Genomic DNA, 25,358 nt, shown 5'->3' with positions numbered 1-25,358 from the left:
AAATGTTTAATAAGGAGGACGTGAAGTTTATGAGAACATTAACGAGGATTACACAGCTTCATCAGCATGTCGGCGAATCGGTATGGATCGGCAGCTGGCTGAACGGCAAACGTTCAAGCGGTAAAATCCAATTCCTTCAGCTGCGGGACGGAACGGGCTACATACAAGGAGTCGTGGTCAAGAGTGAAATCACAGAAAGCGTTTGGGAGGCCGCTAAATCTCTGACTCAGGAGAGCTCTCTCTATGTGAAAGGCACGGTCCGCGAGGAACCGCGCAGTGCTTCAGGCTATGAGCTGACCGTGGAAGATATCGAGATCATCCAAGTTACCCAGGACTATCCGATTACGCCCAAGGAGCATGGCGTTGACTATTTGATGGACCGCCGCCATCTGTGGCTGCGCGCACCGAAGCAAAGGGCCATTCTCGTTATTCGTGCGGAGATCATCCGGGCCATACAAGCCTTCTTCGATGAGCGGGGCTTTACGCTCGTGGATCCGCCGATTCTGACCCCTTCTTCCTGTGAAGGGACGACGAACCTGTTTCATACCAAATATTTTGATGAGGACGCTTATCTGACACAGAGCGGTCAGCTGTATATGGAAGCTGCGGCAATGGCTCTTGGCAAGGTTTACTCCTTTGGTCCGACATTCCGGGCGGAGAAATCCAAAACACGCCGTCATCTCATTGAGTTCTGGATGATAGAACCCGAGATGGCGTTCGTTGATCATGAAGAAAACCTGCGCGTACAAGAGCAGTTTATATCCTATGTGGTCCAAAGCGTAGTTGCGAACTGCCGTGCGGAGCTTGAGACAATCGGCAGGGATATCAGCAAGCTTGAGTCGATTCAGGCCCCATTCCCGCGCATTACATATGATGAAGCAGTTCGGGTGCTGCAGGAGCAGGGTCAGGAGATTGCGTGGGGGGAAGACTTCGGGGCGCCGCATGAAACGCTGATTGCCCAGTCTTACGATCGCCCGGTGTTCATTACGCATTACCCGGCATCGTTCAAGGCGTTCTATATGAAGCCTGATCCGGCGCGTCCCGAGGTTGTTCTCTGCGCGGACATGATCGCACCGGAGGGATATGGAGAGATAATTGGCGGATCGCAGCGGATCGATGATCCGCAGCTGCTGGCGGAGCGATTCTCTGAGCATGAGCTTTCGACAGAAGCATACCAATGGTATCTGGATTTACGTCAATATGGCACGGTTCCGCATTCCGGCTTCGGTCTTGGTCTAGAGAGAACTGTGGCTTGGATATGCGGACTTGATCATGTAAGGGAGACGATTGCTTTCCCGCGGATGCTGTACCGTTTGTATCCGTAAGTAGAAGCAGGAATGGAAACAACAACCGGCCGTCCAAGCGATGGGAGGACGGCTTTTTGGGAGGAGAATGACCGGTGAAAAATGAGATGTGGAAAGCTTACGCACGGGGCATGGCAGCCGCTATGAACAGCGGCAGTGTTGCAGTCCCGGCCGGTCTGCTCCGGTCTTATCGGGGCATTGGATTATCAGATACAGAGATGCTGCTTATGATCCAGCTGCTGATGTTCCGCCAGCTTGAACAGGTTGAGTTCCCGACGCCTGAGCAGCTGGCTGAGCGCCTTGGACTTACATCCATGGCAGTCGGGCAGATGCTGGGACGAATGATGAAAGACGACCTGCTTGCGATCGATGAGCAGGTGGATCCGATAAGCGGTATTCAATCGGAGCGCTACAACTGGAATGGACTCATTATTCGAAGTGCGGAGTGGATGGCTGAGGATGCGCGTCAATCGATTCAGATCGACCGGGAGCAGCAGCGCCCCTCCTTGGCAGATCAGCCCAAAGCTGGAGAGCTGTTTACCGTGTTTGAACAGGAATTCGGCCGTCCGTTGTCTCCTATGGAATGCGAGACGATCAGCGCTTGGCTTGATCAGGACAAATATCCGGACGAGCTGATCCGATTTGCGCTGAAGGAAGCCGTGTTCGCAGGCAAGCTGCATTTTCGCTATATCGACCGGATTCTGATTGAATGGAGCCGTAACCGGGTTACAAATACGGATGAAGCAAAAGCGCATACGCAGAAATTTAGAGGCGGCCGGGGTTCTTAGAACCTCAGGCCGCTTTTTCTTATTTTTCCTTGAAAATACATAAATGCTATCGGTTCGAGCCATAATATCCCTATCTTTAACCAAGAAGAAGGTGGACGGATTGGCTTTCTTCACCAACAAACAATCGAAAACATCTACGGTGGATGGTGTATTGGAACCTTCCAATGGGAAGGAGGCGATCCTGCTCACCGCACCGCTGCAAGAAAAAATATCGGCGATAACCGGTAAACTTGGCAGCAGCGAGGATGTCGTGCTTCGCAAGCTGGGCAGGCAATCCTCAGACGAGCCGGAGCTGGCAATTATCTATATTGACAGTATTATCGACCATCGTACCATCAACGACAATATTGTACAGCCGCTGCAGGCAGCTTTATTGACTAAGGCTTCAACAAACCGGGCGAATGAGTCCGACCCGCTGTACAGCTATGGAATTGCCGCCGGGTTCGTCCTCAAGATAAATAGTCTTGAGGCTGCACTGACAGCCCTGCTTTGCGGCAGCTGTCTCATCATGGTTGATGGTGTTGTAGACATCTTGGCAGCCGATGCAAGCGGCGGCGAACAGCGGTCGGTGGAAGAGCCAAGTACGCAGACGGTGATGCGGGGACCGCAGCATAGTTTTACCGAGAATGTGAAGACGAACCTTGGATTAATCCGCCGGATAATCCGGTCGTCCGACCTGAGAATCGAATGTACCGTCATCGGCCGTCATACCCATACGAAAATTGCCGTCTGCTATCTGGAAGGCATAGCGGAACCGGTTGTCGTTAACGAAGTGAACCGCCGATTAAAAGCGATTGATATAGACGGTATTCTTGAAAGCGGCTACGTTGAGGAATTCATTCAAGATAAAACGTTTACTCCTTTTCCGACGCTGTTAAACGTAGAACGGCCGGATGTCGTTGCTGCCGCACTGCTTGAGGGACAAGTAGCGGTCATTATAGACGGGACGCCCTTTGTACTGCTTGCGCCGGTGACCTTCTTCAAGTTTTTCCAGAGTGCGGAAGATTATTACCAGCGCTGGGACATCGCCTCCTTTCTCCGTCTGCTTCGACAGTTAGCTTTCTTCATATCGATGCTGCTGCCGGCTCTTTATATCGCAGTAACGACGTTTCATCAAGAGATGCTTCCGACGACACTGCTGATCAGCCTGGCAGCGCAGCGGGAGGGGATTCCATTTCCTGCATTGGTGGAAGCGCTGCTGATGGAAATGACGTTCGAAGTGCTTCGTGAGGCAGGGGTACGTATGCCCCGGGCAGTCGGTCCTGCGATCTCCATCGTCGGCGCGCTTGTACTCGGTCAGGCGGCGGTGCAGGCGGGGCTGGTATCTCCGGCCATGGTTATCGTTGTGTCATTCACGGCGATTTCTAACTTTGTAGCGCCCCAGCTTAATATTGCGATCGCTGCGCGTCTCATTCGTTTCTTTCTCATGTTATGTGCGGGAGTGCTCGGATTTTTCGGAATAATGACAGGGATTCTAGTTCTGCTTACCCATCTGGCGGGATTGCAATCGTTTGGTGTGCCTTATATGACGCCGCTTGCTCCTTTCCGAAGAAGCAGTATGATTGATATTTTCATTCGCGTACCGCGCTGGGCGATGTCGCTGCGCCCAGTTGCAATGAGCGGCGGGAAACGCAAGAAAGATGCGAAAATGCCGCAATGGCAGCGGCGGGGCAAAAATTGACGGAGGGATCTGCATGGGAAAACGGCTGTTTAGTATAGGTACAGCGCTTCTTCTTACAGTTCTGCAATGCGGATGCTGGAATCGGATCGAGCTGAATGAACTGAGCATCGTAGCGGCGACGGCTGTTGATATAAAGAAGGACGGCAAGTGGCAGATCAGCTATCAGCTGGTCATTCCACAGGCGATCTCGGGCACCACCGGCATATCTACGAATGCAGCACCCGTGTATGTTTTCTCTACAGAAGGGGAGAGCATACGCAGCGCAATCAATAATACTAGCAAGGAGCTTTCACGGAAGCTCTACTTTCCCCATAATCTGATGGTTGTTATCAGTGAGGAAGCGGCTAAAGCAGGATTCGCTCCAATAATGGATGTGTATTTGCGAAATCCGGATTCACGAGAGACGGTTACGGTTTTTCTAACTCATGGACGGGCGCGCCGCATTCTTGAACAGCTCGTGCCGATGGAAAAGATTCCTGCAGGCGCCGTGCTGCATATGGTTCAGAATGAAACGAAGAACGGATCGTCGCTGCGGGCGATGACGGTTTTTCAAGTGATGCAGGAGCTGCTTGGACCAACGCATTCTACGGGAATTCCAAGTTTAACAATGGCGGGCGGCGGAGAGAAGTACGATTCACTTGATGCAGAGGACGCATGCAGAGATGAAGCTTAAGCTTGGTCAGATCGGAATCGTACAAGATGAGAAGCTGACAGGATGGCTTAGTGAGCAGGACGGTTTAGGGACGATATGGCTGGCTGGTCAGATTAAAAGCACCACGATGGCTTTCTCATGTAATGAAGACGAAAAGGTCCCAACATCGTCCTTCCGAGTCATCAAAGCAAATACAAAGGTTACTCCGCAAGTAATAAACGGCAGGATCCGGATGCGCGTGAACGTGAAAACGAGCGGTACGCTAATGGAATATCGGTGTGCGGAGGACCTGTCAACGCCAGCTTCAATAACAAAAGTGGAACAGGCTATCGCTGAGCAACTGAAGCGGATCATGATGAAGAGTTGGGAAGCCTTGCAGAAGCAACGTGCCGATATTGTCGGATTCGGAACGCTTATTCATGAGAAGTATCCCCGATATTGGAAATCGATCGCTTCTTCTTGGAATGACCGTTTGGACAATGTGGAGCTGGATTTGCGTGTTAAAGTGAAAATCAACCGGGTTGGTATGAGCAGCAAAAGCTTTGAATCGATTTTAAATGAATCCAAACAATGAGAACGGGGGTGCTTCGTGCAGCAGATAGGTAAATATCAAATGATCGTCATGATCATTATGTTTGAGCTTGGAAGCACGACCCTCTTCGAACTAGGGATTAAAGCGAAACAAGATTCGTGGCTGGCCATACTGTTCGGCGCTCTCATAGGATTTGCATTGCTATGGGTATTTGTGCGTATTCAGAACCGCGCCCCTTCGCTTTGCTTTGCCGGGCTTCTGCGTTTGCATCTGGGCCGTCTGCTGGGCACTGTCGTCGGCGTCTTATATGCCGTTTATTTCGCTTATGAATCGATGCGCAATATCCGCGATTTCAGCGAATTGACAGTCATGACCATCATGCAGCAGACACCGCAGTGGATCATTATCGTCATCGTGGCGGGACTCGCTCTTTATGCGCTTAGCAAAGGGGCGCTCGTTTTCTTTCGTATCGTTGAATTGCTGTTTCCTGTCGTTCTAATCAGCTACACATTACTGCTTCTTTTCTTGATAATAACGAAATTGCCTAACATTCATCATTTGCTGCCTATATTGGAGGATGGAATCGCGCCGGTCGCAAAGGCGGCATTTCCCGATATTATATCCTTTCCTTTTGGACAAATCGTCGTATTTCTCATGTTCTGGCATCACATTTCCGAGAAGAACAATACAGGAAAAACGGTTGCAATGGGCTATATGATCGTCTCCGTATTTCTTATACTCATGAACGCAATTACAATGTCCGTTCTCGGACCGGAATTGAGTGCAGTTTCAGCGCTGCCGCTTCTTGAAGTTGTGCAATTAATTCGTCTGGCCAACATCATTGAACGTCTCGATGTGGTAGTTACCTTACTGCTCTATATCGGTTTATATGTCAAAATGACCTTATTCTTTATGGCATCTGTGCTCATGATCAGTTCATTGTTTAAACTAAAGAATGGCAGGGTTGGACTTGTTATGATCATCCTGATTACCTTAATGTCATTCACGGAACGGAATAATACAGAACATATTTGGATTGGATTGGTCATTGCGGTGAAAGTGTTTACCGTCTTTCAGATTCAGATTCCGCTGCTGCTCCTGATTGTCGGAGCTTTGAGAGGTCTTGGAAAGAAGAATGGGGGAAGCGCAGAAGGGGAGGTTGCGATTCAGAAATGAGAGAAGGCGCAGTCTCCCAGGTGATGACCGATATGATCATAATCTATCAAACAGCTTTGCAGGGAATAGGTTCATTCCCTGCTTTTTTGGACTTTTTGGGACAAGATGAAGAAAAAAAGTGTAAAAATTAAGCAATTACCCTAGTAGTGTTGTCCAATCCATCTTATAGAGTCTTCGATATAATAACTTAGATTATATATTGGAGGTGATTAATGATGAGTACTTTTTTGGATAAGCGCACTTCAATGAACTCCAACACAGTCGGAGCACCAGGAATTGCATTAACTACTACACCTGCGTTATTCGGTATTATCGGTCTTCAAACGCAAAATGCTGTAAATCCGATTATTACTCTGTCAGGGACGGTTGGAATCAGCGGAGATTTCGGAGACACGTATAAAATCGAAATTGTCCGGGGAGCAAGCTATTCCCTTGCCAATGTCATTTATACTGCTGAGGGAGTCGTAACGGCAATTGCAACTACAGAGTTTAATGCCTTCACTGCTCAGGATCTACTTGCCCCTGCGGCATTGGAAACTGTATATTCTTCGTTTATTTCGGGCGTAACCACTTCAGTCCGCAATGGTCCGGAAGTTTTCTCGGGTGAAGCTTCTACAAAAGCCTAACAGAGCTTCGCTTTGATGAGCGGATCTGCTAGAGAAGCAGCACGATTGAAAAAGGGGTAGGAAGCGATTCCTGCCCTTTTTTTATATCCATATGAACGGAGGTGGCACCTGAGCCTATTCCCCTGCAAATTTTTCTGAAGGGAGATGATATACGGTTGAAGAAACTTAAAATGCTGCTGATCACGCGTGACTTCAGTCAACATATGGAGCGGAGCTTTCATTATTTTCAGCAGGAGCTTACGAAATACGCGGACATTGCGCTGTATCACGAGGACGGCGACATTTCATCCATTCTCAAACAATTGCCCTTCGAACCGGACTTTATCCTGCTCAATGATCTGCGTGACACCCATTGTCCGAGAATAGAAGGACTTTCCCGTCTTTCCATCCCATGGGGCATCATCATGCATGATCTCCATTTCAATAGCAAGGGACGCAAAGACTTCATTCATCAGCATCATGTTCCTGTCATCTTCACGATGTACCGCAGCGCCTTTATCAACTTGTATCCTGAATTCATTTCAAAAATGAGATGGCTGCCGCATTTTGCGCACGCTCCGATTTTTCGGGATTACAGGATGGCTAAAAGCATTGAATTGCTGCTTATGGGATATGTAGAGCGCAAGTATTATCCGCTGCGGTACCAGATGCTGAATCACTACCTTGACCGACCGGGTTTCGTTCATCACGATCATCCCGGCTATCTGCAGTTTCCGAATATTACTGACGCCTGGATCGGCGTGAACTATGCCCAAGAAATAAACAGAAGCAGGATGTTTCTCTCCTGCGACTCCATTTTTCATTATCCGCTGCGCAAATATTTCGAGGTGCCCGCCTGCAATACACTGCTGCTCGCTCCTTGTAATCAGGATTTGCTGGATCTGGGCTTTGAGCCAGGGAAGCATTTCGTATCGGTATCGGAAGAAGATTTCCGGGACAAGGCGGATTTCTACGCGGACCTGCGAAATGAGGCGATCTTGACGAGAATAGCCAGACAAGGCTTTGAATTCGTTCATCAACGACATACAACCGCAGTTCGTGCGGCTGAGTTTATACGAATGGTCAATTCGATTATCCATACCGGATCGTAAATGATTGCCATCAATCAAAGACCATTTTTCTTTATCACGATCAGATCGTCCATTCCGTTTCTTGCATTCTTTCATAAATTAATAGAAGTTTAGTGACGGCAATGGAAACTGAAATGGACTTCAACAGGAGGGTGGACATCGCTGCATGCAGGATTTTGAGGAAATTGTAATCATGGAGTATCTAATAGGCTCCACAATCGCTAATCTGTGTTCAAGGGGGGAGAAGGATGTTTCGTAACAAAACCATTCTCATTACAGGAGGAACGGGGTCTTGGGGTCAAAAGCTGACGGAGACCTTATTAAACGAACATCCAAAAGAAATCAGAATCTTCTCCCGCAACGAATGTGCGCAAGTGCATATGAAGAGGGAATTTATTCAAGATCCCCGTCTGCGTTACATCATTGGAGATGTCAGAGATTATAATGCCGTCATGGATGCGTGCTATAAAGTGGATTATGTGTTTCATTTGGCCGCACTAAAGCATGTGGATGTCTGCGAGGACCAACCGGATGAGGCACTGAAGACGAATGTACTTGGTACAGAAAATATCATTCGTGCGAGTATTAAGCAGCATGTAACGAAGGTAATCAATGTATCCACGGACAAAGCCGTCGACCCAATGAATACGTATGGTTTAACAAAAGCAATCGGGGAAAAGTTAATGATCCGTGCGAATCTGCTTAGCGACTATACACGCTTTGTTTGCGTCCGGGGAGGCAATGTGCTGGGAACAAGCGGCAGCGTTGTGCCGTTATTTATGGATCAAATCCGTGAAGGTAAAGAAGTTACGATTACCCATAATGACATGACCCGTTTCTTTCTGACGATTACAGAAGCGATCCGATTATTGTTGGTTGTAACAAGGGAATCGGAAGGCGGAGAAACGTTCGTCATGAAGATGAAGGCATGCCGGATCGTGGATCTTGCCAATGTCTTGATGGAGCTCTCCGGCAGCAAGCCGGGATCATGCAAAGAGATCGGAATGCGTCCGGGAGAAAGACTGGATGAAGTACTCATATCAAGAAGTGAAGTGCCGTACACGCGGCAGTTTTCCGAGCAGTATTATATGATTCTTCCATCTTCCATCTTATACGGCAAGTATGAAAGGTACAGCCATTTAAACAGGGTGGCTTTTCAAGAGTATCATTCCAATGCCGGATTGATGGATAAAGAAGCGATCGCGGAGCTATTGAGAGAGGGGGGCCTTGCAAGTGGGCAGTAATCTGAGAAAAGTCGCTGTTGTCGGGCTTGGTTATGTGGGGCTGCCGCTTGCGCTTGCATTCAGTAAGCAGGGAAATGAAGTTATCGGCATCGATCTCGATGATAGGAAGCTGCAAGCGCTGGAACAAGGAAGAAGCTATATTAAAGACATTCCGGATGAGCAAGTGAAAATGGCTTTTGAAAGACAGCGGTTTTCTGCAACCAAGGATATGCGTCGTTTAAGAGAAGCCGATGTCATTATCATTTGCGTGCCGACGCCATTAACCGAGGATAATGAGCCGGATTTGACTTATTTGATGCAGGCGGCAGCAAACATCCGTGACCATCTTCGCATTGGCCAAATCATCGTTTTGGAGAGCTCAACATACCCTGGAACGACCAGGGAAGTGTTGAAGCCGACATTGGAGCAGAGCGGTTTAATCGTGGGGACTGATATTTTTCTAGGTTATTCTCCAGAGCGTGTGGACCCGGGCAATCGCAGCTATCCACTTGAAGTCATTCCCAAGGTGATAAGCGGAATAACGGAAAAGTGCGCCAGTGCGGTTGAGGATGTGTATAAGACCGTGTTCCAAACGGTTGTTAAGATTTCCTCAACCGATGCCGCCGAAATGACGAAGCTGCTTGAAAATACGTACCGATTCGTCAACATTTCCTTTATCAATGAAATTGCGCAGCTGTGCACCAGCATGGGCATCGATGTTTGGGAAGTCATTGAAGCGGCCCGTTCAAAGCCATTCGGATTCTCGGCGTTTTTTCCCGGTCCTGGAGTAGGCGGACACTGCATTCCTGTCGACCCTCTATATTTGCAATGGAGGTCGAAGCAATTTGGAGCGGCAAGTTCTTTTATTGCGATTTCCAGAGAAATCAACCACAAAATGCCCGTTTATATCGTTGATCGGATCAAGGAGGCATTAGCCCGCGAATCTTTGACAGGCGTTAAGATTCTTGTTGTGGGGGTCACATTCAAACCGAATATTGACGATATCCGGGAATCCAGTTCAATCGAAGTGATGAAGCTGCTGCAGCAGGAAGGCGCTTTATTGTCTTATTATGATCCCTATGTGCCCGAAATAACGCTGCAGGGGAAGAAGCTTACAGGCACCCGGTTGAGCGAGAATGAACTATGCCTGGCTGATTGTGCGATTATTGCTGTGAACCATGATGAACTGCCGCTTCAGCGAATTATTGACTATGTGCCGCTCGTATATGATACCAGGAATGCACTTAAGGGGATGAGTGGGAAAGCGAAGGTTATACGTTTGGGAGGGGGAGTCAGCGATTCGAATTAACAATCAGGAATCGCTGATTGATGCCTAGTCAGGCGGATGATCGATCTCTACTCTTAGAACCTCTCCTTTAACAAGATGTTCCTTCCCTTCCCGAAATCGATGCCGACCTTGCCGGTTAACTCGCGGACCATCTGTGCCAGAATGACAGCATTAACACCGCAGGAAATAATGGCCGCATCAAAATGGTCAGGATGAGCCATTAACCAATTCCTGATCATCTCCATATCATTGTAATGCGAGAAGGGGAGCGCTTGAGCGATATGAAGATCGTACGGCTTTTCCTCCAAAGTCTTGCGGAGCTCATCCGCTCTGGACGTGATGACGAGAACTCTTCGTTTGCGGAGGATGTTCCAGAACCCGGGATATTTGGCTAATTTGCGGTTGTCACTCGCGTGACAAGTGCAGCGGGGATGAATATTGAAATACGTAAAAACCTGATCGGTCAATTCACGTTTTAAATACTCGCTGACTCCGATCGTTTGGTCGCCTGAGGGGAGAATGCCGACGATATCGGCATTTTTCAGTACAGTTACCATTTCGTCCCTCAACGGGATATTAGGCAGTGTCACTCCTTTCTTCCCCATATTCGCTTTCCTTGCCCATTCTTCGCCTAGCACCTGTTCCATTGTCCAAACGGAATTCTGAGCCAAAATCAAATTTTCTCCGTCCCCGATTCGCACGAAGGATAAAGGTTGTTTATTGTCGAGCGCCGTTCCGATCCGTTCGATCAAGCCGTTAAAATCTAACATGCCGGGATCATTCCTCCTAAACCGCAGTTTTTATGAATATATCCTATGCTTCCGGGAGCATAGCGATTGGACGGCTAAATGTGTTGAAGCGGGTTTGGATCTGACTGATACCCGTACATGGAGAAGGGGGAGTTGCATTGATAACGGTCAGTCTATGTATGATCGTCAAAGACGAGGAGAAAGTACTCGGCCGGTGTATCGATTCCATTCGTGATTTAGTCGATGAGATCATCATTGTCGATACGGGGTCGTCTGACCGTACGAAGGAGATTGCCGCCGGTTATACGAGCCGCGTATTCGATTTGGAGTGGATGGATGATTTCGCAGCTGCGCGCAATTATTCGTTTGAACAGGCAACCATGGAATATATCATGTGGCTTGATGCAGACGACGTGCTTTACGAGAAAGACCGCAGCAAGTTCGCAGACTTAAAGCAGTCGCTGTCCTGGGAACCGGATGCCGTCATTTTCGATTACCATCTGGCGTTCGATGCGGCCGGGAATGCGACAGCAGCCTCGCGCCGGTACCGGCTGATAAAGCGGAGCCAAGGGTACCGCTGGCGCAACCCGGTGCATGAATATCTGGATGTGACTGGCGGGAAGGTGCTGCAAACAGATATCGCGGTATCCCATCACCGGGAGGGTAACCATTCGGCGAGAAACATGCGGATTATTCAACAATGGATCGAAAACGGAGGCAAACTGGAAGGCCGCAATTTGTTTTTTTACGCGAATGAGCTGCTGGATCAGCGGGAGTACCGGGAAGCGTCGGAATGCTATGAGACTTATTTCCGAGAATCCGCCGGTTATCGGGAGGACCGGATTGCAGCATGCGGGAAGCTCGCCGAATGCTACCATCACCTCGGGCGGAAGGAAAAGAAACTGGACAGTCTGTTCAAATCGTTTCATTATGACGTTCCTCACGCGGATTTTTGCTGCACGATCGCGGGATGTTTCGAGGAAAGGGGGGAATGGGCGCTCGCGATCTACTGGTATAATCGGGCGCTGGAGTCGCGGCAGCCGGAAGGCTACATGGGGGTGGTGAATCTTGTCAGCCAGACGTGGCTGCCTCATGTTCAGCTCTGTCTTTGTTTTGCTAAGCTCGGGCAGCTCCGGCAGGCCTTCGAACATAACGAGCATGCCCTTTCGTACCTCCCGGGCGAGGCTAATCTGCTGGAAAATAAAAGGCGGCTCGAGCTTGCCCTCGGAATGACGATGCCGGCTGAACATCCGGAAGGCTCAAATGATGATGCGCCGGCTGTGGAATAAACGGAGTAAGTGCAGGTGCTGCCCCCGATGATCCTTGTTGGTTATGAACGGCATAAAAGACGCCCCGCTGTGTTTAATCATGCGAGGGCGTCTCTTCGTCTATCCCGTTATTGCAGCGATTTGAAAAAGCCCTCCCACTCTTTCTTGCAGATGTTCCACGACCATTGATCAATGACTGTATTCCTGGCATTGCGTCCCATTGACTTGCATTCGCCCGGTTCCATCATCAATTTAATGACCTCTTTCCGGATCGCATTGGCCGTCCGGGGGATGATGACTCCGTTATGCTTGTTGCGTATCAGTTCGGGCACAATTCCCACCTTTGTCGAAATGACAGGCACTCCGCAGGCTGCTGCCTCCAATACCGGAAAAGGAATGCTTTCCGATCGGCTTGAACAGATTAGGCAATCGAGCTGCTGATAGTAGCCGATCATTAGCTCGCGGGGAACATACTGTTCCTTAAAGGTCCGTATATCGAGTTCGAGCTTCAATCCGCGCAAAGCGGACCGGACCATATCATACCCCTTTAATTCGCGGCGGGCAGGGATATCGATTCTTCCTACCCAGCCCACCCTGAATGAGTTATCGGCCCGGATGCCGGAGGCGGGCTTAAAAAGCGCAGTATCGATCCCCACCCTTGTTCTGCGAAGGGGAAAGTATGGCGTGAACAAGCGGACGATTTCATCCGAATACGTGTTAACCCCGCGCAATTGCTGGATAAACCGCATAAATTCGCCCGGGAATCTTCCACTGGCCAGATGCGGCTCATAGGGAACCAATGACGTTATGCCGGTCGCCATTTTCTCCATGGGGATCCCGACTTTATACAGCCTCTGCGCAATCGAGACCGTCATTGGATAGATAAGGTCAAAGCCGGCTTGATCAGCAGCGGTCACATTGGAATAATAGTTGATTTCAAAGCGGATCCCATCTATGTCAAGAGCGGCCAAATCTTTGGCGATATGGTCAAAAGCCCATCCGGGATAATCAGCGACCAACAAGATATTCATGTTATCACTTCCTTTCATGACTTTGGATTTCTCTGCTTCTACATAATTTATGAAAGTTAACATGGACTTGAATGGGTAAACGGAAAATTACTCGTCCGCGGGCAGTGTAATGGCCGTTCCTTCCTGTGGGTCGTCACATATGCTGATCTGAATGGAAGTTATTTGTAAATTCATCTACATTTCGTCCGTTTTTAGAAGGGGGATCAGTTGTGCATATTCTTGTAACCGGCTGTGCCGGGTTTATTGGCTCGCATGTTTCCAAGCGGCTGCTGGAGGAAGGTTATGTCGTCGCTGGTTTTGATAATTTGAACGATTATTATTCGGTTTCACTGAAGAGGGACAGATTGAAGCGGTTGGATTATCCGGACTTCTTATATGTACAAGGCGATTTGGAAGACCAAGGCAGCTTGGGTCGGTTGTTTGAACAGTTTCGGCCGCAGGCCGTTATCCATTTGGCGGCGCAGGCAGGCGTCCGGTACAGTCTTGACAACCCTCATGCTTACATTCAGTCCAATGTGGTCGGTTTCATGAATGTACTGGAAAATTGCCGCCATCATGGAATCCGGCATCTCATCTATGCTTCTACAAGCTCCGTGTACGGCCTCAACACAACGCTGCCGTTCTCCACGCAGCAGCCGGTTGATCACCCTATCAGCCTGTATGCCGCGACGAAAAAGTCAAATGAACTCATGGCGCACACTTACAGCCATCTGTTTGGCCTGCCGACAACGGGACTGCGGTTCTTTACTGTTTACGGGCCTTGGGGAAGGCCGGACATGGCGCTTTTCCTGTTCACCAAAGCGCTATTGGAAGGGAAGCCTATTCAATTGTTCAATTATGGCAGAATGAAAAGGGATTTTACCTATATCGATGACATTGTGGAGAGCATCGTTCGGCTGCTTCCACTTCCGCCCAAACCGGATTTCGATTGGGACGGAAGCACGCCGAGTCCGGGTTCCAGCCCGGCTCCTTATAAAATCTACAATATCGGCAATCATGACCCTGTTCCTTTGCTGGATTTCATAACGGCGCTGGAAGAGAAGCTGGGCATAGCCGCCCAAAAAGAACAGCTTCCCCTCCAACCGGGGGATGTAACAGAGACGTATGCGGAAGTGACAGATTTGTTCAAGATGACGGGATTTAAACCGCAGACATCCGTTCAGGAAGGGATTGGAAGGTTTGTTGACTGGTATATCGATTATTACGGAAAAGACGGCGCACCCACTGAAGATTAAGGACTTCCGGGAGGGAGCGGAAGCGAAGAAGCGGGCAATAGCGTCTTCGAGAAAATTGGATAGAAGGGGGTTATGGGAGTGAGAATTCTGTATGTTGCGCCGAGCTCCAGGGAGGGCGGCTTGCAAACGACGCTGCGAAACCGGATCGGTGCCCTTCGCGCTCACGGTATTCATTCCGAAGTCGTTTTTTTGGAGAAGAGCGAGGGCGAATATATCTTTAAAGATATCGTCCATTATTATGTGCGGAGTCCAGGCGAATTCCAAAAGCAGATTATGATTGGAAATTATGATGTGATTTCATTTATTTATGCGCTTAGCTTTCTTCCGTACGTACCAAAAACCTATCAGGGCAAGGTGCTCTACGAAGTGAGAGGATGGAACAGGGAAATTGCCGGCAACCTGAAATTGATCAGCCGACTTAGAAAGGTTCATGCGGTCATGTGTATCGCCAAGTACTTAAAGCCGCTCGTCATGGCCCAATTAACCACCAGCGTTCAAGTTTTTGTAGACGGTAATGCGGTTGACCCCATGTTCCATTTGATTATGCCCCAGGAGCGGAAATGGAAGGATTGCCCGATTCCGGGCAAAGGCCGAAAAGTCATTGCGTTTGCCGCCAGAATGGAGCGCAGCAAAAACTGGTTCGAATTTGTTCGGATTTGCGAGCGGCTAAACAGCATAGACAAGATCGAGCCTTGGTTTATATGCAATCCCACGAATAGAGATGAACTGGCGAAAGTCCAACAAGCGTGTGAGAGAAGCGGATTGAAGGGCATCAGCCGGTTTATGTACAACATACCCAATCACTATATGCCTGAAGTTTTTTCGGAAGTCAGGCGCTCTGGAGGCATCATCCTGTCACCGTCGATACGCGAAGGGCTCGGCAATCACATTCTTGAACCGCTGGCCATCGGCGTGCCGATCGTCAGCACGGACGTTCCCGGGAAAAATGAAATTATTACGCATGGGCTAAACGGCCTGCTTTATAAAACCGGTGATATTAATACGGCTGCGGAATACGCAGCTGGGGCAATGGGAGATGAAACGCTGAGGAATGCTTTGATTGCAAATGGATTAACAACGATCCGTCAGGAATACAGCCCTTCCGTATATGTGGAGCGATATTTGGGTCTATTGGCCCGATTATAATTGCATGATCAGAATGTGTATAACGAACATATTCTATGGTATGAGATAGATGGCTGCAGCAAAGACCCGGGCTTGCATGTATCTGATGCAGCCTGTCGTGAAGTTCATATTACGCCTGTTGACCTAAGAGGTGGAGAATCCTATTCGGCCTTGCGGTCATGAGCTTGTTCCTCGATCCGAGAGAAGAGTGGAAAGTCCATACATGCTGCAGCTGTTTATCGGAAGATGAGGGATGAGGCTTCAAGGCAAGGGGATGAATCGTAAAGATGAATCACTCATTCTGGCAGAGCAAGAAAGTATTCATAACCGGTCATACGGGGTTTAACGGGTCATGGCTTTGTCTATGGCTGCGCAGGCTGGGTGCCGAGATCCACGGCTATAGCGACAAGCTGCCCACATCGCCTTCGATGTACCGGTTATGCGGACTGGAGCAGGATATTGCTTGGACGCGCGGCGATATTCGGGATGGCGGCAGGCTGACCGAAGCGCTTCGCATTGTGAAACCGGATATCATCTTTCATTTGGCGGCGCAGCCGCTGCTTGGGAGGTCCTATGAAGATCCGCTTACGACCTTTGCGGTTAATACGGTAGGAACGGCAGCTCTGCTGGATGCCGTCCGGGTGACGGGCAGCGACCATCCGGTGCGCGCAGTCGTATTAGCGACTTCGGACCATTGTTATGCCAACCGCGAATCGAAGATGGGCTGCCGCGAGTATGATGCTATTGGCGGGCAAGATCCCTTTTCGGCAAGCAAAGCCTGCGCAGAGCTCGTTGTTTCTGCGTACCGGCGATCATTCTTTGAGGGCGGAAGCGGCATGCCTGCCGTCGCGACCGTTCAGGCCGGCAGCATAATCGGCGGCGGGGACTGGGCCGAAGGCCGCATTGTCCCGGGCTGCGTGCGGGCCGCGATGCTCGGGCATGCTCCAGTGCTGCAGAGCCCGGAGACGGTCCGGCCATGGCAGCATGTGCTGGAGCCGCTGGCCGGTTATCTTGAGCTGGCGGAGCGGTTGTTCGGGAAAGGCGGAGCTTCCTACGCCGAAGCGTGGAACTTCGGGCCGCGGGAGGAGGATGCGAAGGCGGATTCTTGGCTGGCCGGGGCGTTCTGTTCGGCGCTCGGAATCCAGACCTCTGCATGCACTGGAGCAGCAGCGCAGGAAGCGGAGAACATCGGCTCGCGGAAAGTGACAGCAGTGCTGCGGCTTGATAGTACCAAAGCGCAGTACCGGCTCGGCTGGAGGCCATGCTGGAAGGCGGATGAAGCCGTTAACCGGACAGCGGAATGGTATTTGCAATGGATGAAAGGGATGCCGATGCGTGATGTCTCGGCGGCTCAAATCGCAGACTATGAAGCAGCAGCCGGCAATAACAGCAAGGAGCATGAGTTGGCCGGGGAAGGCGCTGATTCGATGTTGGCATTCACGGAAGAATCGAAGAGCGGCGGAGTATAGCAGCGGCCGGGCCGCTCTGACGCGCAGCCCCAAATAAATGCACAAGAATAACAGTGTTATTTATCATTTGTTTTGCTATAATAGAGCTTGCGACAATAGCTGAATAGATATGGGGAGCTGGATATGGCCGGCTGAGAGGGGATACCGTAATAATCCCGACCCTTAAACCTGATCTGGATAATGCCAGCGTAGGAAATCGCGTTGTAAACGAATCGCTGCCGCCTTTCACAAGGTGCTCGTACGCGGTACAAACTTACAGAGCACATTTCAAGCGTCTTCCAATTCGGAGGGCGCTTTTCTTATTAAATCGGGGTCTGACAAGCTTGTCGCTCAACATCTTGTACAACTGGAGAGGAGCAAGTGGAATGAGAAATTTCAGTAAACTAAAATGGGGGATTACAGGGCTTGCGCTAGTTATAGCTCTGACCGGCTGCGGGGCTAAGAACACAGAGAATACAGCCTCCGATAACCAAACCAATACGGCAGCAGGCGGCAAAGAAAATGCGGCAGCAGATACGAAGGACAAGCCGCTCACAAAGGTTAAGGTCGTGCTTGACTGGACGCCGAATACGAACCACACGGGGCTTTATGTGGCGCGGGATAACGGATTTTATAAGGAACATGGTCTTGATGTCGAGATCATTCAACCAGGCGAAGCGGGTGCCGATACGATGGTGGCTTCCGGTGCCGCGGACTTTGGCGTTGGCTATCAGGAGGGCATTACGCAAGCGCGCCTCCAGGGAGTGCCTCTCGTGTCGATCGCGGCTGTCATTCAGCATAATACATCGGGCTTCGCATCCCCGGCGGATAAGAACATCAAGTCTCCTAAAGATTATGAAGGCAAAACCTATGGCGGCTGGGGTTCCCCTGCTGAATCAGCGGTTATTGAATCCTTGATGCAGGAAGAGAAGGCAGATGTGAAGAAAGTGAAAATCGTCAGCATCGGCGATGCGGATTTCTTCACTGCAGTCAAGAAAAATATCGATTTCGCATGGATTTATTACGCTTGGACCGGGGTTGAGGCAGAGCTTCGCGGCGAGAAGATCAATATGCAGTATTTGACGGATTACAGCGAGAAGCTGGATTATTATACGCCTGTGCTTGAAACGAGCGAGAAAATGATTTCGGAGAAAAAAGATATCGTTCAAGCATTCGTAGCGGCATCTGCCGAGGGCTACAAATTTGCGATTGATCATCCGGGTGACGCCGCTGAAGTATTAATTAAAGCAGAGCCGAGCTTAAATGCGGATCTCGTTCGCGCCAGCCAGAAGTGGATCAGTCCTAAATATCAGGATGATGCGAAGAGCTGGGGCGAGCAGAAGCTTGAAGTTTGGACAAACTATGCGGATTGGATGCTTGAACACAAGCTGCTCGATAAAGAGCTTGATGCAGATAAAGCATTTACGAACGAATTCATTTCGGAATAGAGCATTCCTTGTGACGGCGATCGGATCGCAGACTCATACTAGAAGCAGAGAGGAATAATCCAACATGGCAAATGCACTTCTAAGCATTCAGATACTCCCTAGCACACCGGGCGGCGAAAGCGTCATTCCTTATGTAGATCGCGCGATTGAAATCATTAAAGCTTCGGGCGTACCTTACCGGGTCGCCCCGCTGGAGACTACGATGGAAGGCGAGCTTAGTCATCTGCTTGCTGTCGTTCAAGAAATGAACGATGCGATGACGGCAATGGGCTGTGCATCCGTTATTTCACAGATTAAAGTGTATTACAATCCACAGAGCGGCGCTTCTATGGGCAGGCTGCTGGAGAAATACCCCGATGGGCAGTAATCTTCGCAAATTATGGCCGCCGGCGGCGGTTATGCTCGCACTCGTGCTGCTCTGGCAAGCGGTGGTTGTCCTATTCCATATCGATGAATATATTCTGCCATCGCCGCTTGTTATCTTCATGAATGCATGTAAGGAAGCACCACAATTACTTGATCATACAAGGTCCACTTTGGGTGTTACCTTACTCGGATTTGCGGCAGGTGCGGCGGCGGGCTTCGTGCTCGCCGCTTTACTGCATCTAATCCCAGGTGCGAAAACCGCATTATATCCACTGCTTGTACTGACTCAAAACGTACCTACTCTGGCATTAGCGCCGCTGCTTGTGATCTGGTTTGGCTTCGGCATTCTGCCCAGAGTCATTCTGATCATCATTGTGTGCTTCTTTCCGATTGCGGTCGCCATGCTGACCGGACTAACGCAGAGCGACCCCAAGCTGGTTACTTATATGCAAATGATCGGAGCTTCGAAGCGGCAGCAGTTTTGGCGGCTTGAGCTGCCTCATGCAATGCCGTACTTATTCTCCGGCCTGAAGATCGCGGCTTCCTACAGCGTAATCAGCGCTATCTACGCGGAGACTGTAGGGGCCAGCAAAGGACTCGGTTATTATATGAGGCTCGCCCAGAAGGGATATGAAACAGCCAATGTGTTCGCAGCTATTGCGATTATCGTGCTGTTAAGCCTTGTTTTCTTTGGCATAATCAGTTTGGCGGAACGAATACTGCTTCGCGGAAGAACGACGAGTAAAGGAGAGTGAACGGGATGTCGATTGTGCTTGAAGTGGATGGCATTTCCAAAAGTTTTGACGGTCAAGCCGGCGCCAAGGCCGTCCTCTCTGATGTATCTTTTCATGTAAAGGAAGGCGAGTTTGTCTCGCTGATCGGACCTTCCGGAAGCGGCAAAACGACGCTGTTTCACCTGATTGGCGGACTTGCGAAACCGACCGGCGGCGATATTCGAATCCATGGCCGAAGTACCGTTGGCGAGCGGGGCAATATTGCTTACATGCCGCAGCAGGCTTCGCTTATGCCGTGGCTCACGGTAGCTGCCAATATTGAGCTTGCCCTGGATATCGCAGGTATTGACCGTCAGGATGCCCGGAGCATGGCGCGGGAGTGGCTGGAGCGCGTAGGATTGAAGGATGGCATAGCCGAATCCTATCCGAATTTGCTGTCCGGCGGTATGCAGCAGCGGGTATCCTTTCTCAGGGCGCTGCTGTCCCCGCAGCCCCTCATGTGCTTGGATGAACCGTTCGGCGCGCTGGATGCTTTGACACGCATGCAGATGCAGAGCTGGCTGCTCTCGCTGTGGGAGGAGAATCGCCGCACGGTGCTGTTGGTAACCCATAGTATAGAAGAAGCGCTGCTGCTCTCCGATCGTATCCTCGTACTCTCAACTGCACCTGCAGCTGTGATCCGCGAGATAACCGTTCCATTTTCCAGACCGCGCAAGGACGCGCTGTGGAGTAACCCGGACTTCAATGAGCTCAAGCGGGAGATTTATGATCTGCTCAAGCCAGTAAGATAATAGGAATAGCTAAATGCATAGGATTCAAATCCGAAGCTGAAAGGAGATCTTATGACGGCAGGAAGATGGATTGATGCGCATATTCACGTCGACTTGTATGCGGAGGAAGAACGGGAAGCTTTGCTTGACGAGGCGTTTGCAAACGATGGGATTGCGGCGGTAGTTGCGGTGTCGATGCATTTAAGCTCCAGCAGGACGAATCATGAGCTGGCATTGAGATATATTGGTCAAGTACTGCCTGCTTACGGGCTCCATCCGGAGCAGCCGCTGCCTTCCAAGGCAGAGCTTGATCAGCTCTTTGATTGGATCGGTGAGCGGTATATCGGCGGGGAAACGTTTGCAATTGGCGAAGTTGGACTCCCGTACTATACCCGCACAGAAGCGGAAGCTGCAGGTCTCCTATTCGAGATGCAGCCTTATCTGGAGCTCCTTGAACGGTTTGTTGAACTCGCGGCGGCACTGGATCGTCCCATTGTCCTCCATGCCGTATATGAAGATGCTGAGCAGACATGCGATCTTCTTGAGCGTTATGGTATCAGGCGGGCACATTTTCATTGGTTCAAGGGATCAGATGAGGTTGTCGAACGGATGATTAAGGCCGGTCATTATATTTCCATCACACCTGATGTTCTATATGAAGAAGAAATCAGGCGTCTGGTGCAGCGTTATCCGATGACGCTTATGATGACGGAAACGGATGGCCCATGGCCCTTTGAAGGACCTTTTGAAGGAAAAGCAACCAAACCCGCCATGGTCCGGAAAGTAGCGGAAGCGATCGCAGACTTGAAGGGAATTCCCGTCCTGGAAGCAGAAGCAAGACTGCTTAAGAACGCCATTGATTTCTATACATAACCCGGATTCAGCGGTAGAGCCGCTGATCCGGGTTTTTGCTTGTTTTGGGAAGCATAAAGGCAGCTTGATCAGGAGAAACCAAAGGGGAACGATAAATTAACTACATGGAGGTCATGATGTGAAGAAGCTCGCAGCCAGCATCTCTGTTACCGCAATTGTATCCATGATGGCATTCACAGCACCTACTTTTGCCAATGGGGGTGTCATGCCGGGAACCAGCACTTATAATACCACGAATTACAACAACGATGGCAAAATGGCAGACATAAAGCCAAGCACGAATACAACGATCAATACGAACAGCAGAGCGAATTTGAACAATATGGATATGAGCCGCAACGTGGATCCATACGGAAGCTATTATAATTCAACGAACAATAATGGCCGTTATGATATGCAATCCGCTTCACCAAGAATGAACAGCTACGGGATTCGGTCAACCACGAGGGATGTGGTTGATTACGGTACCCGCTCCTTCGATAAAGCGAGCACCAACCTCTACCGGGCAACGGCTGCAACAACGACAGACGATAATGATTTTGATTGGGGCTGGCTTGGACTGCTCGGGCTGATCGGCCTTGCCGGCTTAAGAAGCAAAGACCGGGAACGCACCTAAAACCACGTTTTCATATTGATGTTCGTATCTAACAAAACAAAACCCGGTGGCTGCGCTTTTATTCTGCGCTTCACCGGGTTCTTTCATTCCTGCGGGGACCGTTGTTCATGCTCAAATAAGGAACATGGCCACGATTGTTGTAACGGCAAGACCAAGCAGGACGGGCTTCAAATTACGGCGGGCAAGCTCGAATGGACTCACACCGCAGATCGCGGCGGCGGGAATGAGCGCCCATGGAATGAGCGTGCCTCCGCCAACCCAGATCGCCGCTACCTGCCCGAGAGCCGTAAGGGTCGCTGCGCCGGAACCGATCGCTGTTGCGAATAAATGGGCAATCGATCCGGCTAATGAGATACCCGAAAAGCCTGAACCGTCAAGCCCTGTGATCGAACCGGTAACGGTCAAGGTAACGGCACCGACGGCTTGATTAAGCGGGACATTGTTTGCCAGAGCAACGCCAAGGTCATTGACAATGCCATGTGATCCTTCAGGTAATACTTTGCCGAACAATTCCGTGAAGGCGGAATCTCCCAAGTAGAAGAAAGCGGCAATCGGAATAACCGGGCCAAACACCTTAAAGCCAAACTGGAAGCCTTCAATCAGATAGGAGGTCGTTTGCTCCAAGCCTTGATTGCGGTGAGCCAGCATGGTGACCGCTATAAGAATGAAGACAGCGGTGCCTCCAACGAGCGCCGTCGCATCGCCGCCTTGAAGATTCAGAATAAACATGGCGAGTACATCTATCAGGAACAAGAATGGAATAAGAAGGGCCAAAGCCTGTTTGACGCGATGCGGGAGTACGATTTTATCATCGATTTCATTGAATTCCCCATTCCCGCCGCTGCTTCCGCCTGTGACAAGACCATCCCGCCAGGTACCATTCTTCATATCCCGGCGCATCATCCAGAAGGCTGCGGCCGTCGTAACCACACCCATAACAATGACAAGCGGGATACTGGCTTCCATGACCGATGATACAGGCAGACCAGCCGCATCCGCTGTTAATTTCGGAGCGCCCTGAATAATATAATCCCCGGATAATGCGATGCCGTGGCCGAATAAGTTCATCGCCATCGCTGCGCCAAGCGCCGGCAGCCCAACCCGCACTGCAACGGGCAGCAGGACAGCTCCGATCAGCGCAACGCCAGGCGAAGGCCAGAAGAACCAGGACGTCACCATCATAATGATACCTATGCCCCAGAAAGCGAGTGCCGGAGACCGGAGAAAACGGGTCAGCGGCGCTACCATCATCTCATTAACACCGGTCTTAATCAGAATGCGGCTCATCGAGACAATGATGGAGATAATGAGGATGGTGCCGATCAATTCTTTGATTGCGAAGATAAAGCTGTTGAAGATACCGCTTACAGAACCGCTTAAACTCTCCGTTGCGATCAAACCGAGTGCGAAGATGCCGACGACGCAGATCAGAGTCGTATCTCTGCGCTTGATTAGCAGTGCCATGATGAAAACAATAAACGACAGATATACATAGTGCAGCGGAGACAATTGAATATCCACTGGGAGCACCCTTTCACCTTCATAATGTTGATTATTCATCGTATGCAGGTGAGAGGTTGGGCGTTCATCCAAGCATTTGTCCGTTTCCATTTGCTAGAGAGATTCATATATTGGAGATATAGAGTAAAAAAAGGACAAGAACTGGAGGTGGATGAAATTGAATAAAACACAATTCTTCACCTTGCTGGCACCCATTGCAATCCGGGTCCGGTTAGAAGGCTCCTTCATGTTTCCCTCGCTTCGATTAGCGCAAAACTTGCTCGAAACAGGGGGTAAATTGCCAAGCTGGAATAACCTTGGCGGATACAAGGTCGGCAGCGGTAAACCCAATGCCTATTGGCGGGGAGACGTTGTCAATAAAGGCACTTGGGAAGTTTATGACCATCAACGCGTTGAGATTATAGCCGCATTCCGGGCTTATGATAGTATCTATGACTTCTATAAGGATCAGGATCTGCTGTTTATGATCAGGCGCTACGACTCTGTACGGTCAGCACAGACGCCGAGGCAGCAGGCACAAGCGCTTCAAGCATCCGGCTATGCAACGGACCCGAATTATGCATCGAAGCTGATATCGATTATGGAAACCAATGGCCTGCAGCAATATGACATCCAAGCGGAGGAGGAACAACCAATGACAGAAGGGGAGAAACTGGCTTTTGAGGCACTGCAGGAAACGGTCAAGCAGCTCACGTCCGGCTTAAACGCTCAGAATGCCACGATTTCGGAGCAGGAAACGAAGATATCGGCATTAGAAAATCATGTCGCCGTGCTGGAAGGCAGCTATGCCATGGACGTACCGGTCTGGGCAAAGGATGCGGTCGATGCTGCTGTCAAAGCGAAGCTTATTGACAAGCCAAATGGAGGGGGATTGGATTTCTACCGTTTGCTGACGGTGCTGCACAGACAGAAACTGATTTAAGCTTTTCGTGTGCATTTCAAGGTTTAAAAGAAGGCCCCTTAGGGGGTCTTTTTGCCGCCCTGAGGGACCATCCGCCCAGCAATCACATATTCTATATTAAAAACGGAGCGTGATGAGTTATGGAATGGAGTGCGATTACAAATTTAATAGATCCGTCTTTATTCTTGGTCATTGCCGCTTGCTGGGTTATTGGATACATTCTGAAACAGACGCCAAAGGTCCCGGATTGGACAATCATCTATGCCGTTACCGCTTTTTCCATTACAGTCACTCTATTCATGCTGGGCTTTCATGTGCGAAGCGTACTGCAGGGTATTCTGTGCGGAGCCGCTGCGGTTTATGGGCATCAATTATTGAGGCAGACGAGGGAAGGGATGGGAGGAAGCGGGAGCAGGAGGAAAGAAGATTCATAAATACTGCGAGCATGACGGGGTTTGTAAATAATTAGTATTTGATTCTAGTTCGATCCTCATCTATAATGGGAACAAATGTTCCTATAATGGAGGGATGCAGGTTGAATATCTCATTGAAAAGTCTGGAAGTCGCTTATGAAATACTCTGCTATACCACGAAGAAGCAGATATCGCCAACCGTCGAAGAGGTGGGAAGGCTGTCCGGGCTCAAAACACGCAACGCCGTGTACAATCATCTCAATCGGCTGAAGGAAACCGGTATTGTCACCTGGGAAGCGGGTGAAGCCAGGACGCTTAAGGTGCTGCAGCCTGATTATGTGCGAAGTGAGTATCTTGCCGCGGTTCAGAAGAAGAAAGAGGATTATGTGTATTAGCGGTCTATCAAACACCGGGAATTCCGGTGTTTCAGGCTGTCGAGAAAGTCTCGACAACCTTGTTTATGTTCAAATAATTTAATACGACACCGCGTTAATGTGGTATAATTATATTAACCCATTCG

At 49.9% G+C, this 25,358-nt stretch carries 27 protein-coding genes and 1 riboswitch; of the genes, 24 read left to right on the top strand and 3 right to left on the bottom strand.

Going from position 1 to position 25,358, the window contains the following annotated elements; all coding sequences use genetic code 11:
• Window positions 1-29: 29 nt before the first annotated feature.
• The 11 genes from asnS (at window position 30) to ACFPYJ_RS16895 (ending at window position 10,361) form a co-directional block, all read left to right on the top strand.
• Window positions 30-1,325: an asparagine--tRNA ligase gene (asnS, locus tag ACFPYJ_RS16945; RefSeq protein ID WP_379189344.1), complete on the top strand. Its 1,296-nt coding sequence runs from the start codon at window positions 30-32 to the stop codon at window positions 1,323-1,325.
• 74 nt (window positions 1,326-1,399) lie between these two features.
• Window positions 1,400-2,092 carry a DnaD domain-containing protein gene (locus ACFPYJ_RS16940; protein ID WP_379189343.1) on the top strand — a complete coding sequence of 231 codons (693 nt, stop codon included), beginning with the start codon at window positions 1,400-1,402 and terminating at the stop codon, window positions 2,090-2,092.
• Window positions 2,093-2,192: 100 nt separating this feature from the next.
• Entirely contained in the window at window positions 2,193-3,773 is a 1,581-nt protein-coding gene (locus ACFPYJ_RS16935; protein ID WP_417629238.1) for a spore germination protein, read from the top strand.
• Window positions 3,774-3,786: 13 nt separating this feature from the next.
• Complete coding sequence (locus tag ACFPYJ_RS16930) at window positions 3,787-4,446, top strand: Ger(x)C family spore germination protein (RefSeq protein WP_379189342.1); 660 nt, start codon at window positions 3,787-3,789, stop codon at window positions 4,444-4,446.
• Window positions 4,436-4,999 (top strand): Ger(x)C family spore germination C-terminal domain-containing protein, encoded by a 564-nt coding sequence (locus ACFPYJ_RS16925; protein WP_379189341.1) that lies wholly within the window; start codon window positions 4,436-4,438, stop codon window positions 4,997-4,999. Before ACFPYJ_RS16930 ends, ACFPYJ_RS16925 begins: the two co-directional genes overlap by 11 nt.
• 15 nt (window positions 5,000-5,014) lie before the next feature.
• On the top strand, window positions 5,015-6,133 hold the full coding sequence (locus ACFPYJ_RS16920) for a GerAB/ArcD/ProY family transporter (protein WP_379189340.1): 1,119 nt from the start codon (window positions 5,015-5,017) through the stop codon (window positions 6,131-6,133).
• On the top strand, window positions 6,130-6,264 hold the full coding sequence (locus ACFPYJ_RS16915) for a hypothetical protein (protein ID WP_379189339.1): 135 nt from the start codon (window positions 6,130-6,132) through the stop codon (window positions 6,262-6,264). Before ACFPYJ_RS16920 ends, ACFPYJ_RS16915 begins: the two co-directional genes overlap by 4 nt.
• An 84-nt stretch (window positions 6,265-6,348) precedes the next feature.
• Window positions 6,349-6,759, top strand: a complete 411-nt coding sequence (locus ACFPYJ_RS16910) for a hypothetical protein (RefSeq protein ID WP_379189338.1) — start codon at window positions 6,349-6,351, stop codon at window positions 6,757-6,759.
• A 155-nt stretch (window positions 6,760-6,914) separates the two neighbouring features.
• Window positions 6,915-7,850, top strand: a complete 936-nt coding sequence (locus ACFPYJ_RS16905; protein ID WP_379189337.1) for a glycosyltransferase — start codon at window positions 6,915-6,917, stop codon at window positions 7,848-7,850.
• A 227-nt stretch (window positions 7,851-8,077) separates the two neighbouring features.
• The gene (locus tag ACFPYJ_RS16900) at window positions 8,078-9,073 is read left to right on the top strand and encodes a polysaccharide biosynthesis protein (protein WP_379189336.1); all 996 of its coding nucleotides are present in this window, start codon (window positions 8,078-8,080) and stop codon (window positions 9,071-9,073) included.
• Window positions 9,063-10,361: a nucleotide sugar dehydrogenase gene (locus ACFPYJ_RS16895; protein ID WP_379189335.1), complete on the top strand. Its 1,299-nt coding sequence runs from the start codon at window positions 9,063-9,065 to the stop codon at window positions 10,359-10,361. The genes ACFPYJ_RS16900 and ACFPYJ_RS16895 overlap by 11 nt, the downstream gene beginning before the upstream one ends.
• A gap of 53 nt (window positions 10,362-10,414) precedes the next feature.
• Here ACFPYJ_RS16895 and ACFPYJ_RS16890 read toward each other — a convergent pair whose 3' ends face one another.
• The gene (locus ACFPYJ_RS16890; protein WP_379189334.1) at window positions 10,415-11,110 is read right to left on the bottom strand and encodes a GT-D fold domain-containing glycosyltransferase; all 696 of its coding nucleotides are present in this window, start codon (window positions 11,108-11,110) and stop codon (window positions 10,415-10,417) included.
• Window positions 11,111-11,247: 137 nt separating this feature from the next.
• Here ACFPYJ_RS16890 and ACFPYJ_RS16885 point away from each other — a divergent pair, with 137 nt between their 5' ends.
• Window positions 11,248-12,378, top strand: a complete 1,131-nt coding sequence (locus ACFPYJ_RS16885) for a glycosyltransferase (protein ID WP_379189333.1) — start codon at window positions 11,248-11,250, stop codon at window positions 12,376-12,378.
• A 107-nt stretch (window positions 12,379-12,485) separates the two neighbouring features.
• Here ACFPYJ_RS16885 and ACFPYJ_RS16880 read toward each other — a convergent pair whose 3' ends face one another.
• Window positions 12,486-13,388 (bottom strand): glycosyltransferase family 4 protein, encoded by a 903-nt coding sequence (locus ACFPYJ_RS16880; RefSeq protein ID WP_379189332.1) that lies wholly within the window; start codon window positions 13,386-13,388, stop codon window positions 12,486-12,488.
• Between the two features lie 209 nt (window positions 13,389-13,597).
• Between ACFPYJ_RS16880 and ACFPYJ_RS16875 the strand changes: the two genes are divergently transcribed.
• The 9 genes from ACFPYJ_RS16875 to ACFPYJ_RS16835 all read left to right on the top strand — a co-directional run bounded on the left by ACFPYJ_RS16875 (window position 13,598) and on the right by ACFPYJ_RS16835 (window position 22,003).
• The gene (locus ACFPYJ_RS16875; protein ID WP_379189331.1) at window positions 13,598-14,623 is read left to right on the top strand and encodes an NAD-dependent epimerase; all 1,026 of its coding nucleotides are present in this window, start codon (window positions 13,598-13,600) and stop codon (window positions 14,621-14,623) included.
• 78 nt (window positions 14,624-14,701) lie between these two features.
• Window positions 14,702-15,769 carry a glycosyltransferase family 4 protein gene (locus ACFPYJ_RS16870; RefSeq protein ID WP_379189330.1) on the top strand — a complete coding sequence of 356 codons (1,068 nt, stop codon included), beginning with the start codon at window positions 14,702-14,704 and terminating at the stop codon, window positions 15,767-15,769.
• Between the two features lie 266 nt (window positions 15,770-16,035).
• Window positions 16,036-17,217: a CDP-glucose 4,6-dehydratase gene (gene rfbG / locus ACFPYJ_RS16865; RefSeq protein ID WP_379189329.1), complete on the top strand. Its 1,182-nt coding sequence runs from the start codon at window positions 16,036-16,038 to the stop codon at window positions 17,215-17,217.
• Window positions 17,218-17,318: 101 nt separating this feature from the next.
• Window positions 17,319-17,429, top strand: a riboswitch (TPP riboswitch).
• A gap of 153 nt (window positions 17,430-17,582) precedes the next feature.
• Entirely contained in the window at window positions 17,583-18,644 is a 1,062-nt protein-coding gene (locus tag ACFPYJ_RS16860; RefSeq protein WP_379189328.1) for an ABC transporter substrate-binding protein, read from the top strand.
• 64 nt (window positions 18,645-18,708) lie between these two features.
• Window positions 18,709-19,011, top strand: a complete 303-nt coding sequence (locus ACFPYJ_RS16855; protein WP_379189327.1) for a thiamine-binding protein — start codon at window positions 18,709-18,711, stop codon at window positions 19,009-19,011.
• A complete protein-coding gene (locus ACFPYJ_RS16850) occupies window positions 19,001-19,765 on the top strand; it encodes an ABC transporter permease (protein WP_379189326.1) in 765 nt (254 codons plus the stop codon). The genes ACFPYJ_RS16855 and ACFPYJ_RS16850 overlap by 11 nt, the downstream gene beginning before the upstream one ends.
• Before the next feature lie 5 nt (window positions 19,766-19,770).
• Complete coding sequence (locus ACFPYJ_RS16845; RefSeq protein WP_379189325.1) at window positions 19,771-20,535, top strand: ABC transporter ATP-binding protein; 765 nt, start codon at window positions 19,771-19,773, stop codon at window positions 20,533-20,535.
• Window positions 20,536-20,586: 51 nt separating this feature from the next.
• Complete coding sequence (locus ACFPYJ_RS16840) at window positions 20,587-21,387, top strand: TatD family hydrolase (RefSeq protein ID WP_379189324.1); 801 nt, start codon at window positions 20,587-20,589, stop codon at window positions 21,385-21,387.
• 118 nt (window positions 21,388-21,505) lie between these two features.
• A complete protein-coding gene (locus tag ACFPYJ_RS16835) occupies window positions 21,506-22,003 on the top strand; it encodes a WGxxGxxG family protein (protein WP_379189323.1) in 498 nt (165 codons plus the stop codon).
• Between the two features lie 111 nt (window positions 22,004-22,114).
• On the opposite strand, the gene ACFPYJ_RS16830 is transcribed toward ACFPYJ_RS16835, so the two are convergent.
• A complete protein-coding gene (locus ACFPYJ_RS16830) occupies window positions 22,115-23,524 on the bottom strand; it encodes a hypothetical protein (protein WP_379189322.1) in 1,410 nt (469 codons plus the stop codon).
• A gap of 151 nt (window positions 23,525-23,675) precedes the next feature.
• Here ACFPYJ_RS16830 and ACFPYJ_RS16825 point away from each other — a divergent pair, with 151 nt between their 5' ends.
• The 3 genes from ACFPYJ_RS16825 to ACFPYJ_RS16815 all read left to right on the top strand — a co-directional run bounded on the left by ACFPYJ_RS16825 (window position 23,676) and on the right by ACFPYJ_RS16815 (window position 25,233).
• Window positions 23,676-24,446, top strand: a complete 771-nt coding sequence (locus ACFPYJ_RS16825) for a glycoside hydrolase family 73 protein (RefSeq protein ID WP_379189321.1) — start codon at window positions 23,676-23,678, stop codon at window positions 24,444-24,446.
• A 119-nt stretch (window positions 24,447-24,565) separates the two neighbouring features.
• Window positions 24,566-24,859 (top strand): phage holin family protein, encoded by a 294-nt coding sequence (locus ACFPYJ_RS16820; RefSeq protein ID WP_379189320.1) that lies wholly within the window; start codon window positions 24,566-24,568, stop codon window positions 24,857-24,859.
• Between the two features lie 101 nt (window positions 24,860-24,960).
• Window positions 24,961-25,233, top strand: a complete 273-nt coding sequence (locus tag ACFPYJ_RS16815; protein ID WP_379189318.1) for a LexA family protein — start codon at window positions 24,961-24,963, stop codon at window positions 25,231-25,233.
• Window positions 25,234-25,358: the final 125 nt, after the last annotated feature.

The organism is Paenibacillus solisilvae (genome assembly GCF_042656405.1).
Lineage (GTDB): Bacteria > Bacillota > Bacilli > Paenibacillales > Paenibacillaceae > Paenibacillus_Z > Paenibacillus_Z solisilvae.
The sequence above is the reverse complement of the archived record's forward strand: the minus strand, read 5'-3'. Positions and strand labels throughout refer to the sequence as shown.

Bases quoted from the DNA above. Each gene is read 5' to 3' on its own strand.
- ACFPYJ_RS16900 (WP_379189336.1), top strand. From the start codon at position 8,078: ATGTTTCGTAACAAAACCATTCTCATTACAGGAGGAACGGGGTCTTGG.
- ACFPYJ_RS16925 (WP_379189341.1), top strand. From the start codon at position 4,436: ATGAAGCTTAAGCTTGGTCAGATCGGAATCGTACAAGATGAGAAGCTG.
- ACFPYJ_RS16845 (WP_379189325.1), top strand. From the start codon at position 19,771: ATGTCGATTGTGCTTGAAGTGGATGGCATTTCCAAAAGTTTTGACGGT.
- ACFPYJ_RS16840 (WP_379189324.1), top strand. From the start codon at position 20,587: ATGACGGCAGGAAGATGGATTGATGCGCATATTCACGTCGACTTGTAT.
- ACFPYJ_RS16880 (WP_379189332.1), bottom strand. From the start codon at position 13,388: ATGAATATCTTGTTGGTCGCTGATTATCCCGGATGGGCTTTTGACCAT.
- ACFPYJ_RS16825 (WP_379189321.1), top strand. From the start codon at position 23,676: ATGAAATTGAATAAAACACAATTCTTCACCTTGCTGGCACCCATTGCA.
- ACFPYJ_RS16915 (WP_379189339.1), top strand. From the start codon at position 6,130: ATGAGAGAAGGCGCAGTCTCCCAGGTGATGACCGATATGATCATAATC.
- ACFPYJ_RS16820 (WP_379189320.1), top strand. From the start codon at position 24,566: ATGGAATGGAGTGCGATTACAAATTTAATAGATCCGTCTTTATTCTTG.
- ACFPYJ_RS16910 (WP_379189338.1), top strand. From the start codon at position 6,349: ATGAGTACTTTTTTGGATAAGCGCACTTCAATGAACTCCAACACAGTC.
- ACFPYJ_RS16850 (WP_379189326.1), top strand. From the start codon at position 19,001: ATGGGCAGTAATCTTCGCAAATTATGGCCGCCGGCGGCGGTTATGCTC.
- rfbG (WP_379189329.1), top strand. From the start codon at position 16,036: ATGAATCACTCATTCTGGCAGAGCAAGAAAGTATTCATAACCGGTCAT.
- asnS (WP_379189344.1), top strand. From the start codon at position 30: ATGAGAACATTAACGAGGATTACACAGCTTCATCAGCATGTCGGCGAA.
- ACFPYJ_RS16930 (WP_379189342.1), top strand. From the start codon at position 3,787: ATGGGAAAACGGCTGTTTAGTATAGGTACAGCGCTTCTTCTTACAGTT.
- ACFPYJ_RS16890 (WP_379189334.1), bottom strand. From the start codon at position 11,110: ATGTTAGATTTTAACGGCTTGATCGAACGGATCGGAACGGCGCTCGAC.
- ACFPYJ_RS16860 (WP_379189328.1), top strand. From the start codon at position 17,583: ATGAGAAATTTCAGTAAACTAAAATGGGGGATTACAGGGCTTGCGCTA.
- ACFPYJ_RS16855 (WP_379189327.1), top strand. From the start codon at position 18,709: ATGGCAAATGCACTTCTAAGCATTCAGATACTCCCTAGCACACCGGGC.